Here is a 15,649-nt window from a genome sequence, read left to right on the forward strand (position 1 = left end):
TAAACTACAAGTCTTATCTTTGCGGCAATATGAGTACTTCTACAATGCTTCAGAATTTTTTACAGTCTCCGCAAACGCAGAAACTGCAAAAGGCTATTGCCCAAACCGAACATAAAATACACTTAAAGGGTCTTACAGGTTCTTCTTTTTCTTTTGTTATTGCTACTATTTTTAAACAAACAGAACATCCGTTTCTATTATTGCTTAACGACAAAGAAGAAGCAGCCTACTATCTTAACGACTTAGAACAACTTTGCGGTGAAAAAAATGTAATGTTTTATCCTGGAAGTTATAGAAGACCTTACCAGATAGAGGAAACCGATAATGCCAATGTGTTACTGAGAGCGGAGGTTTTAAACCGAATGAACTCTCGTAAAAAACCGGTAATTATTGTTAGTTACCCTGATGCCCTTTTTGAAAAAGTGGTAAGCAAGCAGGAACTAGATAAGAATACGCTTAAAATTAAGCTTAATGATAGTTTATCTCTAGATTTTGTGAATGAAATGCTCTTTGAATATCATTTCAAACGCGTAGATTTTGTTACAGAACCAGGTGAATTTTCAGTACGTGGAGGTATTGTAGACGTATTTTCTTTTTCAAATGATTCACCTTATCGTATTGAGTTTTTTGGTGATGAAGTTGATAGTATTAGAACCTTTGATATAGAAACTCAATTATCTACCGATAAGGTAACACAAATTACGATTATCCCTAATGTTGAAAATAAAGGACTAACTGAAGTACGTCAAAGTTTTTTAAAATACATTTCTAAAAACACTACGGTTTTCATTAAAAACCTAGATTTACTAAATGGCAGAATCAATAGTTTATTTGCAAAATCTGTTGATGCTTTTGATAAATTATCCGAAGATATAAAACATGCAACACCTGAGGAGCTATTTACATCTGCCGAGTTATTGAATAAGGAATTACTGTCCTTTACCATTGCAGAGTTTGGTCCAACCGCTTTTTTTAAGGCTGACACTTTTATAAATTATAAAATACAACCACAGCCCTCTTTTAATAAACAATTTGAACTACTGATTGAAAACCTTAACGATCAATATGAAGATGGGTATACTAACTATATTGCCTGCGTAAGCGAACAACAAGCAAAGCGTTTTCATGATATTTTTGATGAAATGGATACCAAGGTACACTATACAACCTTTGTACTCTCCATGTTCCAAGGATTTATAGATACCGAAAACAAAATAGCCTGTTATACAGACCACCAAATATTTGAGCGTTATCACAAATTTAGCTTAAAGAGCGGCTATGCAAAAAAGCAAGCACTTACGTTAAAAGAGCTTACCAGTTTGCAAGTAGGAGATTATGTTACTCACATAGACCATGGTATCGGAAAATTTGCTGGGCTTCAGAAAATTGATGTTGAAGGTAAAAAGCAAGAAGCTATAAAGCTAATTTATGGAGACCGTGATATTCTATATGTTAGTATTCACTCCCTACATAAAATCACCAAATACAACGGAAAAGATGGGCAAGCACCAAAAATATATAAATTAGGTAGTGCTGCCTGGAAAAATCTTAAGAAGAAAACCAAAACCCGAGTTAAAGAGATTGCCTTTAGTCTTATTAACCTTTATGCGAAACGTAAGCTTGAAAAAGGGTTTCAGTATAAGCCCGACTCTTATTTACAACATGAATTAGAAGCGTCTTTCTTATATGAAGATACTCCCGATCAGAGCACGGCTACACAAGACGTAAAAACTGATATGGAAAGCGAACAACCTATGGATAGACTTATCTGCGGTGATGTTGGTTTTGGTAAAACAGAAGTGGCTATTAGGGCAGCATTTAAAGCGGTTGATAACGGAAAGCAAGTTGCCATATTAGTACCCACAACCATATTGGCTTTTCAGCATTATAAGTCGTTTTCTAGCAGAATGAAAGACTTTCCGGTACGTGTAGATTATCTTAACAGATTTAGGACTGCCAAAGACAAAAAGGAAATATTAGCCGATTTAAAATCGGGGCAAATAGATATTGTAATTGGAACCCATCAACTAACCAATACTTCTATTCAGTTTAAAGACCTAGGTCTATTAATAGTAGATGAAGAGCAAAAATTTGGGGTTTCGGTTAAAGACAAGCTTAAAACGATTAAAGAAAATGTGGACGTTTTAACGCTAACCGCCACTCCTATACCACGTACCTTACAGTTTAGCTTAATGGCAGCAAGAGACCTATCGGTTATTAACACACCACCACCTAACAGATACCCAATAGACAGTCAGGTAATTCAATTTAATGAAGAGATTATACGCGATGCGGTATCGTATGAAATACAACGAGGCGGCCAGGTTTTCTTTATTCATAACCGCATAGAAAACATTAAAGAGGTTGCCGGAATGATTCAACGTTTGGTACCTGACGCTAAAATAGGCATAGGACACGGCCAAATGGACGGTAAAAAACTGGAACAACTTATGATTGCCTTTATGAATGGTGATTTTGATGTTTTGGTAGCCACCACTATCATTGAAAGCGGATTAGACGTACCAAATGCCAATACCATTTTTATAAACAGCGCTAATAATTTTGGACTATCAGACTTACACCAAATGCGCGGGCGTGTGGGTAGAAGTAACAAAAAAGCGTTCTGTTATTTTATAACACCTCCTTACTCGGCCATAACTGAAGATGCCCGTAAACGCATACAAGCATTAGAACAGTTTACCGATTTAGGTAGTGGTTTTAACATTGCTATGAAAGACTTAGAAATTAGAGGTGCTGGTGATATTTTAGGTGGTGAGCAGAGCGGTTTTATAAACGAAATTGGATTTGATACCTATCAAAAAATTCTAAAAGAAGCCATTGAAGAGCTGAAAGAGAACGAATTTAAAGACTTATATCCTACAGATGAAGCTGATAAAACATATGTAAAAGAAACTCAATTAGATAGTGATTTTCAGATATTATTCCCCGATGATTACATTAACAACGTAACCGAGCGTTTACAACTATACAACGACTTAAGTAATGTTGAGAATGAAGAACAACTAAAAATTTATGAGAACAATTTAATAGACCGATTCGGACCACTACCATCTCCCGCAAAAGATTTATTAAAAAGCGTTCGCATAAAATGGATAGCCACAGAAATGGGGCTAGAAAAAATTGTGCTTAAGAAAAGTAAAATGGTGGGGTATTTTATTGCAGACCAACAAAGCAATTTCTACCAAAGCCCAAGATTTACCAAGGTAATGCACTATGTAAAAGAGTTAAGAGGAAAAGGCTCTATGAAAGAAAAGGAAACCCGAAACGGTTTACGATTATTAATCTCCTTTGACAAGATTAACTCTGTTTCTAGGGCTTTAGAAATGATGGAAATATTTAAAAATATGATATAAAAAAAGGCTGTTTTACAACAGCCTTTTTCGTATATAAATATCTTATTTCTTAGTATTTAACCACCTTAAAATTAACTGTTGTTCCTGCGACATCCATTGCAAAGAAATACGTTCCTGCAGCAAACTTAGCCAAGTTTACATTAGCAGTAGTTAATCCCGGAAGTGCAGTATATAATAATTGTCCTGTAGTACTGTATACTTCAACCTTCTCTATTTGTGAAGCTGCCGTAATAGAAACTTCTCCTGAAGTTGGGTTTGGATAATATGAAAAATCTACTTGTTCATTTTTGTCTAATCCAAAAGTCGAATCTACACAAGAAACATTTGCTTCCCAACCTGCTGCAGTTGAATATGAATCGGGTATAAACTCAAAAGTTAATGCCCCATCTGCCGCTGTAGATGTGAATGTACCTGGATTACTTGATCCTGATAATCCACCAGGAGTTAACAAAGTAGAATTCGTATCTGATCCATCATAGATATACATAAAATCGTAATCCTCTTCAGTATTAAAACTAGTAAAGGTAACCTCAGTAGCCTTACCTGTTTGCTCTGGTGTAAAAGTTCTAATTACAGTCTCACTATTAACATATTGACCACTAGTTCCTCCTTGATCGGCAAACACAAAACCACTGCATACATCTCCGTTAGTTCCTAAAATGGTAATATTAGACGCTGGTGTAGCAGTTGAATTGGTACACACAGGACGTATTCTAACTTTATAATACGTATTGCTTGTTAAACCATTTGCCACATAAGAATATCCTGTAACTGTAGAATAAGTTGCTAATGGGAAATTATACGGAGAAACAGCAACCTCAAATTGAGATTCACCTCCATAAGAATCCCATGTAATAGTTGCAGAAGTTTGAGTAATATTAGAAAATTGAACATTGTAAACTTGATTAACACAAGGACTTGAACAATCACTACTTAAACAATTAGAACCATCAATAGTATTTATAATAACATTTGAAGGTTGGTTACCAAAACCAATGCTAAAATTAATACCAACTCCAGAAATTAAGTGACAATAACTCATAATAGAACCTGCATTTGGAATAGAACCCTCTGCACAAGAACCTTCACTATATCCTGCTTGTTGTCCACAGCCATCAATTGCGGTATTATCATTATTCCACACACAAGCATGGGTATGCCTAGAACCCAAAAGGTGACCAAATTCGTGAGTAATTACCTGAACCGTCCAAGAATAAGTTGGTACTGTACTATAATAATAGCTAACATCTGAATAGGCACGATTTTCTGAGGAACACAAACCATCAATAGTACTCGCAAGACCTCCTAATCCACCTGAATCAATACCAACTAGCATTCCTAAGTCTCCATTAACTATATCTCTATTTTGGTAAAACAAACTTAGATTTTCACTAGAAGAAGTACCCGTAAATGGGTCTGTAGAGGTCCAAATAAACATATCGTTTAAAGCTACTGTAATACCATCATTAGTATATAATGTTTGAACATTATTAAATACTGAGGTCATCCAGTTTGTGGTGGCTGTAACATCACTAGAGTTCTGAACATAAATATCATTATCTATTTCCAAATACAGAGTAACGCAGTTTGTAGTAGCTACATTAGCTGTACCTTCAATTTTATATCCTTCATGGTTATCAGTTTCTTTCCCGCCATTATCTTCAGTATGACACTCAAAATTAAGGCCTGTAACTAAATCCTGATCATCATATATAATGTATCCTGGTGTAGTCTTATCATTATCTAACTCCCCAACTACAATGTTCCCAACATTTTCTCCAGATAAAATACCATTCACCTCATTCGCAAAAAAGTTAAAAGAAACAACAGAAGTACTTTCTCCATTAATTACCCCTCTATAATATACTCCTGGAGTATAGTTAACATTCGTTTCTTTATCTGTATCAACATTAAAGTTATCTGTAAACAAATTAACCTTATAAAGTTTTGCTACAATATTCTGTTGAAGATAAGGTATCTCAATCTCAATAGTCTCATAAGCATTGGTAACAATATCTGAAACTGCTGAAGTATTTAAGGTAGCATACACGGCCTCCGTAACTGCCTTTGAAGACTCTAAAGTCTCAACCGAAGCATCTACATTTAAAACAGAAAAATGCTTAAAATCAGCACCTGTTTTTTCCAACTCCTTAACTTTTTTAGCTATTTCTTGCTGTGCATTTGCAAAAAAAACAGCTCCAAAAATAAGGCAACTAAATAGTAATATTTTTTTCATGATTTAAAACGATTCTTTAAAAAGATGTACAAAGCAAACTGTTTTGAAACTAAATTCAAAATTTTAACATGTTAATTATAAACTTTTCAAATCCTTCATCACTTTAAAGGCTTTGTCTATTTGATCCTCGGCCACAATAATGGTAAACTCATTTGAAGTAGATATCACTTCGTTAATAGTAATACCCTCCCAAGCCAAACGTTGAAAAATAAAATAATAAATACCAGGTGTAGAAACGTTATCCTCAGGTAACTTAACCGAAATAGATGATAAATTCTCTTGTTTCTGTGTATACTTCTCTAGCTTAAAAGTATCCTCAACAACAGTCTCCATAGTATTACTAACAACAATGTTTATTTCGTTAACACCTCTAGAAGAAGTATAAAACACATCTTTATTCTTATTAATTTCTCTTAAAAGTTGTGACTGACTATTTAATATAGATTCAGATACTAAAAAAGTATAATCTGTAAGTGAAGAACGTACTGTAATTTCTCCAATATTTTTTAATACCTTCAAAATTCTATGAGTAGCCCTAAATTCCATATCTGCAGAAAGACGTTTTAAGGCCATTACTACGGCTCCGCTTCTAACTTCTTTACCCAAACCTTCCTGAATATCTTCCTTAATCACTCGAGATAATGATGTAAGGTTAATGATTCCTTGTGCCAGAGCACTTTGTAAAAAAGGTTTCGACTTAATGTAATCTTCTACAACTGAGGATATTGTTTTCATAGATTTTGTTTTATGTCTCAAAAATAAAACATTTTGTTGTAAATACAACATTTTATTATTCTTTTAGAAGAAGTAAAATGCATCCTCTATATGATTAACAACTAGTCCGTCTTTTTGCTTTAAAATTGCTATTATATCAAATCTAATCTCTACATCTAAATTATTTTGCTCTACATATTTATTTACAGCATTTATTAGAAATTGGATTTTACGTTTACTAACAAATTGCTCAGGATCACCAAAATACCCAGTACTTCTAGCCTTCACCTCTATAACCACCAACACTTCATTATCAAATGCCAAAATATCAATTTCAGCCTTTCCATATCTATAGTTACGAAAGGCTATTCTATAAGCTTTCCTCTTTAAATAGTTTACCGCCTCATCTTCCGCTAGTTTTCCAAAATCGTTATGTTCTGCCAAATCAAAAGTGTTATTTGATATTCATATTTAAATGCTGTAACATGTACAACATATAAAAAAAGGGGAACCGAAAATTACGGTTCCCCTTTTTACATTTATAATAACATCAAATTATTCACGTATCTGCCCGTTACCAAACACATAGTATTTATTGGTAACCAACTGCTTTAATCCAAGCGGGCCTCTATGGTGTAACTTATCAGTACTAATAGCCAGTTCTGCACCAACCCCCATTTGTCCACCATCTGTAAATCTAGTAGATGCATTATGATATACAGCAGCACTATCTACTTGTTGCATAAATGCAAACGCAACTGTAGTATCTTCCGTCATAATTGTAGAAGAATGCCCTCCTGAATACGTATTGATCTTTTCAATAGCAGCATCTACATCGTTAGTCATGCCAATTACACATCGCATAGCTAAAAACTCTTCATACCAAACAGCCTCATCTGCAATCACCTGATTTTTGGTTAATACTTTAGATACGTTATCATCTACCAATACAGTAACATTGGACTCCTTCAAAATTGCATTTAACTCTTTAAGTTTTGCTTCAAGATCGGGTAAATCAGCATCAAACAAAATTTTATCTAATGCATTACAAGCAGAAATTTTATGCGTTTTTGCATTTAAAATAACGTTCACCGTTTTATCCCAATCTGCATTCTTATGTACAAACAAGAAATTATTTCCTCTACCACTAATAAGTACAGCACATTGTGCATGTTCTTTTACAAAAGCAATTAAACGCTCACCTCCTCGTGGTACAATTAAATCCAACTTCTGATCAGGATTTTTCAAAAATGCCTGTGTCTCATCACGGTTTAAGGTTAATAATTGAATCCAATCTCTCTCTAATCCATTTTCTTCTAAAGCAAGATGCCAACAATATACTAACTCCTTGTTGCTATGCACCGCCTCTTTACCGCCTTTTAAAAGAATTTTATTATTTGCCTTAAACGCAAGAACCGCAGCTTCAATAGTAACATCAGGTCTAGATTCATAAATAATCATAATAGTACCAAAAGGCGCCGTTTTATTAATCACTTTTAAACCATTAGCCAACGTAAGACTAGATATTTCTGTATCTACAGGATCATCTTGCTCCATTACTTCCGTAACCGCCTGTATCATTCCATCAACCTTTTTATCATTCACTACCAAGCGATCATACATAGCCTGATCATCTTTAGTAAATGCATCAAGATCTCTTTTATTAGCGTCTATTATTTCCGCTCTACGATTGCCTAAAATGGTAATCATAGACTTTAAAACTTTATTCTTTATCGCTTTCGCCATCAATTTCATATCAATTCTATACTTTAGTTGTTAAGCTGTAAATTTTGTACCAACAGATTTTCCATGAACAATATCCAGGATAATGTTTTCATTCTTTCCATTAGCTATAAAAGTAGGGATGTTTTTCTTAGCTGTAGCCTTTGCAATATGTAGTTTAGAGGCCATACCCCCTCTACCTTCTGCTTCTCCTTTACGGTTCTCTGCTACATATTTCTCAACATTCTCAGCTACTTTTACGTTTTGAATAAGTTTGGTATCCTCATCTTCAGGGTGCCCGTCATATAAACCATCAGTATCGGTAAGCATAATCAATAAATCAGCATTAATCAATTCTGCTACTAAACTTGCTAACTCATCATTATCAGTAAACATGCTACTGGTAAGCGATACAGCGTCGTCCTCATTTGCAATTGGCACAACTCCTTCAGACAATAATCCCTCATAACAATTTACCATATTTTTTCTATGATCACCCGGATTAAAATCTCTTTTAGTAGCTAATACTTGAGCACATTTCATTCCATAATCATGAAAAATATTGTAATAAAGGCGCATCATTCTTGGTTGCCCAATGGAGCTAAACACCTGACGTCTCATAGCCTTATCACTTATAGTGCTTTCTCCAAGTACTTCTTTACCTGCAATTACAGAACCCGATGACACTAATACGGTCATTACGTTCTCTTCATATAATTGTGCTACTTGTTTTACCAAATGTTCTAAAACAGGTCTTACAATTCTATTGTCTTTGTTGGTCATTACGTTTGTTCCTACTTTAATGACCACACGTTTATCGTACATGTTTTTCTATTTTTCTTTTCCTAATTCAACTGCTCTGTCAAAAGCGGCATAAGCAGCCTCTTTAATACGCTCTTTCACGTTATTATCTTCCATAGAATCTAATGCAGCTCTTGTGGTTCCTCCTTTAGAGGCAACTCTATCCATCCATGTATTAGGAGATAAATCAGATTGATTAAACAACTCTACTGCTCCATCAAAAGTTTGTGTTACTAACACTTTTGAATCCCCCGATGAAAATCCCATTTTTAAGGCAGCTTCCATCATAGACTGCATAAAATAAAATACATAGGCAGGTCCACTACCAGAAATACCAGTAGAAGCATCTATATACTTCTCTGAACTTACTTTAAGTGATTTTCCTGTTGTATTTAAAAGACTCTCTACAGTAATTAATTCTAAACGAGAAACCTCTTTACTTGCCGTAAAAGAAGTAACACCTTTACCAACTTGTGCCGGTAAATTTGGCATAGCTCTTACCACCTTAGTTATACCTAATGCAGTTTGCATTGTTTCTATGGTAACACCTGCCATTATAGATATAATAATCTGATCTGGTAATACCATTGATTTCATCTTTGCAAATAATTCAGCACTATGAAATGGCTTTACCGCTATAAAGATAATATCTGCTTTTGGCAAACAATCTTTAAGCTGATCATACACGTCAAAATGTTCAATTTTTTCTAATGATAATAATTTTTCTGGAGAATTATCTAAAATCATTAGATCTTTCTTTTTCAAGAATTTAGACTTAGACATAGCCTGGGCATAGGTGAGACCCATATTTCCTGCACCTATAACTAAAACTTTCATGTATTAGTTTTTGAGTTAATATTAAATTATGGTGCAAAGTTGCCTAATTATAGGCCCTTATGCCAATTTTAACCATAGAGATTATTGACTCCTATCCTTTAATCATAAATAAATTCTATACAAAAAGTAAGTAAAAATTTATTTTATCTATCGATTGAAGAGAAAAGAAACCTTGGTAGACCTTATACAGTATAGTCTAAGAAATTTTTAAAAATTCCAAAAAAATGAAATATAAATTTCATTTCCCATTACAAAAAAAGCACTCTTTTCCTATGTTAAAAAATGCTAACCAAATTTAAGAGAACGTTAAACAAGCAAATAATCCATCGATAAACTATACTATAAAGAATCTACGTTCTTAAAAAGAAAGATAAAAAATACAAATTATAACTGTAAATACAACAAATAAAAACCGTATAAACGCAACCAAACTGTATTTAAAAAATTAACTAGAACGCAATAGTTTAACGGGTTTACAGATGAAAAATCAGTTTACCAAGCTTGACTCTCACAATACCTCTAATCCACAAATATTTTATTAATTTTTCAGTACAAAACTGATTTAATGACAATATGTTAAAAAAAGATTAAAAAAATAATTATATGTAACAATCCTGTAATTTCACAGTCTATTATAAACGAGTAAAGTACTCAAAACAATAATTAAAAATCATTCATTAAATCAAATAAAATATTAATTATGAAAAGAACAATTGCAACCTTCGTTTTAGCACTTAGTGCTTTAGTAGCTACTGCTACTGAATTACCAACTTTAGAAAAAGTAGATAATTCTGAAATTACAACAAATACTGTATTAAACTCTGAATTAAATCCATTCTGTAAAGCGATCGTTTTAGGAAAAACAGATATGGTAAAACAGATGATTGAATTAGGAGAAAATATTAACCAAAAGTGTTTGGGTAAAACTCCTGCTATGTATGCTGCACGCTACAATAAAGCAGAAATTTTAAGCTTGCTTATTACCAATGGAGCAGACCTTACTATTCAATCGGATAAAGAACATTATACTGCAGAAAAATTTGCTAAATTATCTAGTGCTACCGAAACATTAGCCATTATAACAGCAGCTAAACAAGACGTATTATAAAGTTATATAACCAAAAAGTGATGTGTTTAAACACATCACTTTTTTTTACCTTCTACTACTATTACTATTTCTCCTTTAGGAGGTTTATTGTTAAAATGTTGAAGTACCTCGGTTACTGTTCCTCTAATAGTTTCTTCATGTAACTTACTTAACTCTCTGGAGACCGATATACGCCTATCTTCACCAAAATATTCTTCAAAATGTTGAAGTGTCTTGATTAACTTATGAGGCGACTCATAAAAGATTATAGTTCTTACCTCTTCAGCTAAAATTTGAAATCGAGTTTGTCTACCCTTCTTAACCGGTAAAAAACCTTCGAACACAAATTTATCGTTAGGCAATCCACTATTAACTAGAGCAGGTACAAAAGCTGTTGCTCCTGGCAAACACTCTACTTCTATACTATTTTCTATACAAGCTCGCGTTACTAAAAATCCGGGATCTGATATCGCAGGAGTACCTGCATCACTTATTAAAGCTCCCGTTTCCCCTCTCTTTAAACGGGCTATAACGGTTTCTACTGTCTTATGCTCATTATGCATATGGTGACTATACATAGGAGTACCTATATCAAAATGTTTTAAGAGTTTCCCAGAGGTACGGGTATCTTCCGCTAATATAAAATCAGCTTCATTTAAAACTTTTATAGCTCTAAATGTCATATCTTCAAGATTCCCTATAGGAGTTGGAACAATATATAACTTCATATTACAATAACGCTCTAAATACTTGTTTAAGAATTTGGCTCTTATTAGTCAAATTTCTTTTCAATAATAGCATAGAAACGCGTTTCATATTCTTCTTTACCATCCCAATTATTATAATCTGGTTTTACCATTTGTTCTATAAATGTTTGAGCCTCTACAAAGGAAGTGGCTGTATTTAATTGAGAAATAACTCTATTATAGTCATCTGAATTACCTCCAAACAAATGTTTTACAAACCCTATTCTATCATTTAATCCTATCTGAATACCATGTCTAAACGCTCTGTCATTTAAAGATTTTGACAATTTACTTACTTTTGGTTCCTCTACTACAGGTTTACTCACAACAGGTTCAGGTATCTTCGCTTCTTTAACTTCCTCCTGAACAGGTTCAGAGGGTGTTTCCTCAACTTTAGGTTCTTCTTTTACCACAAAAGAAGCTTGTTCTTTTTTTACAAACATAGCTTCCGAACTAAAACCAGATAAAATATCGTCTAATGTTTCTTCTTTATGATCTTTCTCGGGCATTTCTTCTACCATCCCTTTAATGGTATCCATTAATGGCGACACAATATCTTCTTCATTAGGGTTACTTTCAGGAACTTGTTTATTGTTAGTCATTACATTACCCGCCATTTCTTCAAACTTCTCAATCACCTCATTCTTACCAATTGTTGGCTGCACAGCTCCAAAATGCTCCTCAACAAACTTCAAAACCGTAAGTTTCTCATATAATTTTTGGGTTTCCGTCAGCAAGGCATCAATATCTTCTTTCCCCTTTAATTTCAATACTTTATGAGCAATACTAATTAATTCTGACTCTAATTTCTTTTTCATATTTAAAATTTTAAGCAAATTGCTTCTTAACTTTTTGATAAATTTGCATAAGCTTATTAGCTTTACAAAAAAGCAAGCTGACAGCTTTAGACCTGAAAAGTACAAAATGTTTCTCGAAAATACTGTTAATCACAAAGAACAATTTGGTTGGATAGAAGTTATATGCGGATCCATGTTCTCGGGGAAAACCGAGGAACTTATTCGTAGACTAAAACGTGCCCAATTTGCTAAACAACGTGTTGAAATTTTTAAACCTACCGTAGATACTCGTTATGACGAAGAAATGGTAGTTTCTCACGATGCTAACGAAATACCTTCTACTCCGGTACCAGCCGCAGCTAATATTAGATTATTGGCCGATGGCTGTGATGTTGTAGGAATTGATGAAGCTCAGTTTTTTGATGATGAAATCGTAGCTGTTTGTAACGATTTAGCCAATAGTGGTATACGTGTTATTGTTGCCGGATTAGATATGGATTTCAAAGGAAATCCGTTCGGACCAATGCCTGCACTTATGGCCACTGCCGAATACGTTACTAAAGTACATGCGGTATGTACCAGAACCGGAAACTTAGCACACTACAGTCACCGTAAATCAAGCAACGATAACTTGGTATTGTTAGGTGAAACTGAAGAATACGAACCGCTAAGTAGAGCTGCTTTCTACAAGGCCATTCTAAAGGAAAAATTAAATAAGATGGAAGTAAAAGATGCTAATGAAATACTTCCGAAAAAAGATCTAGAAAACAAAAATGCCGAAGGCGAATGAAACGATTCTCGAAATAGACCTTACTGCTCTTAAACATAATTATGAGCACTTACGATCTAAACTACAACCAAATACTAAGTTTTTAGCTGTAGTTAAAGCTTTTTCCTATGGTAACGATTCGGTACCCATTGCACAACACTTAGAGAAATGCGGAACAGATTATTTTGCCGTTGCCTATACCAGTGAAGGTGAAGAGTTAAGAAATGCCGGAATTAAAAAACCGATTCTTGTATTACACCCTCAAAAAATAAATCTGGAGACCATCATAAATCGCTGTCTAGAACCCAGTATATATTCCCAAAAAACGTTACTCGAGTTTATTGAAACAGCAAAACGAAAAAACCAAACCAATTACCCGATTCATCTAAAGTTTAATACTGGATTGAATCGATTGGGTTTTGATAAACAAGACCTTCCTTTTATTACTGAAACACTTTCAGGAACAACAGCGGTTAAAGTTGTTTCGTGCTTTTCTCATTTGGCGGCTTCAGAAGATTTAACCGAAGATGCCTTTACAAAATCTCAAATAGCTTTATTTAAAGATATTACCAGTAACCTTATTCCAAAACTGGGATACACCCCCATTTTACACCAATGCAATACTTCAGGAATATTAAACTACCCACAAGCCCATTTTGATATGGTACGGAGTGGTATAGGTATATACGGATTTGCTAACGACCCTAAATATCAACCAGATCTTATTCCTATTGCCTCGCTTAAAACAGTTATCTCTCAGATACACGAGTTACAGCCTGGCGATAGTTTAGGCTACAACCGCGGACTCATTACTAATAAGGTTATGAGAACTGCCACCTTGCCTATTGGTCATGCCGACGGACTTACCCGTATTTATGGAAAAGGAAAAGGCTTCGTTTTTATAAACAATCAAAAAGCTTATATAGTAGGAAACGTATGTATGGATATGGTAATGGTAGATGTTACCCATATTGATTGCGAAGAGGGTGATGAAGTTATTGTATTTGATAAAATTCATACAGCAGAAGCTTTAGCCGAGGCCGCCGAAACCATTTCTTACGAATTAATTACCGATTTATCTAAACGAATAAAGAGAGTTTTTTTAATATAATATTTCAGATGCTTTAGATTTATTTTAAGATCCGCATATTTTTTGTTAATTTTAATCTAGTCACAGAATGCTAGGTATGGCACTTTTAAGAGATTTACTAAAAAACAAATCATAAGGAGGCACATCTTCTATGTTAAAATACGCCGTGTAACCGCTACACTGCATAATTGTTAAGTTTCACTAAACCGCTCACTATCGAGCGGTCTTTTTTTATAAAAGTAACTTTTTGTTATATTTTTATAAAATTGCTTTTTTTACAAAACCCAATCGCTATAATACGTACATTTGTATAGATTAAAAAAATAAACATCATGAGAGTAGCTGTTGTAGGCGCTACCGGAATGGTAGGCGAAGTAATGTTACAAGTATTAGCAGAACGTAATTTCCCGGTAACAGAGTTGTATCCTGTTGCCTCTGAGCGCTCTGTAGGTAAAGAAGTAGTATATAGCGGACAACCTTATAAAGTAATTGGTTTGGCAGACGCCGTGGCTTTAAAGCCAGATATTGCCATCTTTTCTGCTGGTGGAGATACCAGTTTAGAATGGGCTCCTAAATTTGCCGAAGTAGGTACTACGGTTGTAGACAACTCTTCTGCATGGAGAATGGATCCGAGCAAAAAATTGGTAGTTCCAGAAATTAATGCAGGCGAATTAACCAAGGAAGATAAAATTATAGCAAACCCTAATTGTTCTACCATTCAAATGGTACTAGCATTGGCTCCTTTACACCGTGCTTATAAAATGAAACGTGTAATTGTTTCTACCTATCAATCTGTTTCTGGTACCGGAGTAAAAGCGGTACAACAATTGGCTAATGAAGAACAAGGTGTTAAAGGAGATATGGCGTACCCTTATCCTATTTATAGAAATGCATTACCGCACTGCGATGTATTTTTAGATAACGGATACACGAAGGAAGAAATGAAATTGGCTAACGAGCCTAAAAAGATATTATCAGACGATTCATTTTCTGTAACCGCTACCGCTGTTAGAATACCTACTGCTGGTGGACATTCTGAATCTGTAAACGTAGAGTTTGAAAATGATTTTGAACTTAGCGAAGTTCGTAAATTATTAAGTGAAACCCCAGGTGTTATTGTACAAGACAATACTGATACTAACACGTACCCAATGCCAATTTATGCACACCAAAAAGACGAGGTTTTTGTAGGTAGATTACGTAGAGATGAAACCAACCCAAACACCCTGAACATGTGGATTGTAGCAGACAACTTACGTAAAGGAGCTGCAACCAACGCCGTGCAAATTGCCGAATATTTAGCAGCTAACGATCTTTTATAGTAGTTTCAATAGTTTTCTTAAAAAAACAAAGCATTAGTAAAACCACTTCATTTATGGAGTGGTTTTTTTACCTCCTGTCCTAACGAAATTACAACCCCCAACTTCTCTAATAAAAATACTCATGAAAAGCATTGGTTCAAATTTGAATAATTAA

13 protein-coding genes are annotated in these 15,649 nt (G+C 34.2%); 5 read left to right on the forward strand and 8 right to left on the reverse strand.

Translation table 11 applies throughout. The features are described 5' to 3' along the window. Positions 1-29 precede the first annotated feature (29 nt). The gene (mfd, locus tag NBRC110019_RS08850; protein ID WP_281754158.1) at positions 30-3,374 is read left to right on the forward strand and encodes a transcription-repair coupling factor; all 3,345 of its coding nucleotides are present in this window, start codon (positions 30-32) and stop codon (positions 3,372-3,374) included. Between the two features lie 49 nt (positions 3,375-3,423). Here the strand turns inward: mfd and NBRC110019_RS08855 are convergent, their stop codons facing one another. From NBRC110019_RS08855 to proC, 6 genes are all read right to left on the reverse strand, one after another. Continuing rightward, positions 3,424-5,610: a M12 family metallo-peptidase gene (locus NBRC110019_RS08855; RefSeq protein WP_281754159.1), complete on the reverse strand. Its 2,187-nt coding sequence runs from the start codon at positions 5,608-5,610 to the stop codon at positions 3,424-3,426. 75 nt (positions 5,611-5,685) lie between these two features. Then, on the reverse strand, positions 5,686-6,345 hold the full coding sequence (locus NBRC110019_RS08860; protein WP_281754161.1) for an aspartate kinase: 660 nt from the start codon (positions 6,343-6,345) through the stop codon (positions 5,686-5,688). A 63-nt stretch (positions 6,346-6,408) separates the two neighbouring features. Next, positions 6,409-6,768, reverse strand: a complete 360-nt coding sequence (locus NBRC110019_RS08865) for a YraN family protein (protein ID WP_281754162.1) — start codon at positions 6,766-6,768, stop codon at positions 6,409-6,411. A 111-nt stretch (positions 6,769-6,879) separates the two neighbouring features. Further along, complete coding sequence (locus NBRC110019_RS08870) at positions 6,880-8,079, reverse strand: glutamate-5-semialdehyde dehydrogenase (protein WP_281754163.1); 1,200 nt, start codon at positions 8,077-8,079, stop codon at positions 6,880-6,882. Between the two features lie 21 nt (positions 8,080-8,100). Further along, positions 8,101-8,871, reverse strand: coding sequence for a glutamate 5-kinase (gene proB, locus NBRC110019_RS08875; protein ID WP_281754164.1), 771 nt, complete (start codon positions 8,869-8,871; stop codon positions 8,101-8,103). Positions 8,872-8,877: 6 nt separating this feature from the next. Next, the gene (gene proC / locus NBRC110019_RS08880; protein WP_281754165.1) at positions 8,878-9,684 is read right to left on the reverse strand and encodes a pyrroline-5-carboxylate reductase; all 807 of its coding nucleotides are present in this window, start codon (positions 9,682-9,684) and stop codon (positions 8,878-8,880) included. 700 nt (positions 9,685-10,384) lie between these two features. On the opposite strand from proC, the gene NBRC110019_RS08885 reads away from it, so the two are divergent. Further along, positions 10,385-10,792 (forward strand): ankyrin repeat domain-containing protein, encoded by a 408-nt coding sequence (locus NBRC110019_RS08885; RefSeq protein ID WP_281754166.1) that lies wholly within the window; start codon positions 10,385-10,387, stop codon positions 10,790-10,792. A 35-nt stretch (positions 10,793-10,827) separates the two neighbouring features. On the opposite strand, the gene rsmI is transcribed toward NBRC110019_RS08885, so the two are convergent. Both rsmI and NBRC110019_RS08895 read right to left on the reverse strand, forming a co-directional pair. Next, positions 10,828-11,499, reverse strand: a complete 672-nt coding sequence (gene rsmI / locus NBRC110019_RS08890; protein ID WP_281754167.1) for a 16S rRNA (cytidine(1402)-2'-O)-methyltransferase — start codon at positions 11,497-11,499, stop codon at positions 10,828-10,830. Between the two features lie 44 nt (positions 11,500-11,543). Next, complete coding sequence (locus NBRC110019_RS08895; protein ID WP_281754168.1) at positions 11,544-12,335, reverse strand: DUF8457 domain-containing protein; 792 nt, start codon at positions 12,333-12,335, stop codon at positions 11,544-11,546. Between the two features lie 106 nt (positions 12,336-12,441). Between NBRC110019_RS08895 and NBRC110019_RS08900 the strand changes: the two genes are divergently transcribed. From NBRC110019_RS08900 to NBRC110019_RS08910, 3 genes are all read left to right on the forward strand, one after another. Then, complete coding sequence (locus tag NBRC110019_RS08900) at positions 12,442-13,104, forward strand: thymidine kinase (protein WP_281754169.1); 663 nt, start codon at positions 12,442-12,444, stop codon at positions 13,102-13,104. Then, the gene (gene alr, locus NBRC110019_RS08905; protein WP_281754170.1) at positions 13,088-14,194 is read left to right on the forward strand and encodes an alanine racemase; all 1,107 of its coding nucleotides are present in this window, start codon (positions 13,088-13,090) and stop codon (positions 14,192-14,194) included. Before NBRC110019_RS08900 ends, alr begins: the two co-directional genes overlap by 17 nt. A 311-nt stretch (positions 14,195-14,505) precedes the next feature. Then, on the forward strand, positions 14,506-15,495 hold the full coding sequence (locus NBRC110019_RS08910) for an aspartate-semialdehyde dehydrogenase (RefSeq protein ID WP_281754171.1): 990 nt from the start codon (positions 14,506-14,508) through the stop codon (positions 15,493-15,495). Positions 15,496-15,649 lie beyond the last annotated feature (154 nt).

The sequence above is a fragment of the Neptunitalea chrysea genome, from assembly GCF_027924145.1.
GTDB lineage: Bacteria > Bacteroidota > Bacteroidia > Flavobacteriales > Flavobacteriaceae > Neptunitalea > Neptunitalea chrysea.

What these genes read in the sequence shown, in the direction of transcription:
- mfd (WP_281754158.1), top strand. Translation starts at nt 30, where the DNA reads ATGAGTACTTCTACAATGCTTCAGAATTTTTTACAGTCTCCGCAAACG.
- NBRC110019_RS08855 (WP_281754159.1), bottom strand. Translation starts at nt 5,610, where the DNA reads ATGAAAAAAATATTACTATTTAGTTGCCTTATTTTTGGAGCTGTTTTT.
- NBRC110019_RS08860 (WP_281754161.1), bottom strand. Translation starts at nt 6,345, where the DNA reads ATGAAAACAATATCCTCAGTTGTAGAAGATTACATTAAGTCGAAACCT.
- NBRC110019_RS08870 (WP_281754163.1), bottom strand. Translation starts at nt 8,079, where the DNA reads ATGAAATTGATGGCGAAAGCGATAAAGAATAAAGTTTTAAAGTCTATG.
- proB (WP_281754164.1), bottom strand. Translation starts at nt 8,871, where the DNA reads ATGTACGATAAACGTGTGGTCATTAAAGTAGGAACAAACGTAATGACC.
- proC (WP_281754165.1), bottom strand. Translation starts at nt 9,684, where the DNA reads ATGAAAGTTTTAGTTATAGGTGCAGGAAATATGGGTCTCACCTATGCC.
- NBRC110019_RS08885 (WP_281754166.1), top strand. Translation starts at nt 10,385, where the DNA reads ATGAAAAGAACAATTGCAACCTTCGTTTTAGCACTTAGTGCTTTAGTA.
- rsmI (WP_281754167.1), bottom strand. Translation starts at nt 11,499, where the DNA reads ATGAAGTTATATATTGTTCCAACTCCTATAGGGAATCTTGAAGATATG.
- NBRC110019_RS08895 (WP_281754168.1), bottom strand. Translation starts at nt 12,335, where the DNA reads ATGAAAAAGAAATTAGAGTCAGAATTAATTAGTATTGCTCATAAAGTA.
- NBRC110019_RS08900 (WP_281754169.1), top strand. Translation starts at nt 12,442, where the DNA reads ATGTTTCTCGAAAATACTGTTAATCACAAAGAACAATTTGGTTGGATA.
- alr (WP_281754170.1), top strand. Translation starts at nt 13,088, where the DNA reads ATGCCGAAGGCGAATGAAACGATTCTCGAAATAGACCTTACTGCTCTT.
- NBRC110019_RS08910 (WP_281754171.1), top strand. Translation starts at nt 14,506, where the DNA reads ATGAGAGTAGCTGTTGTAGGCGCTACCGGAATGGTAGGCGAAGTAATG.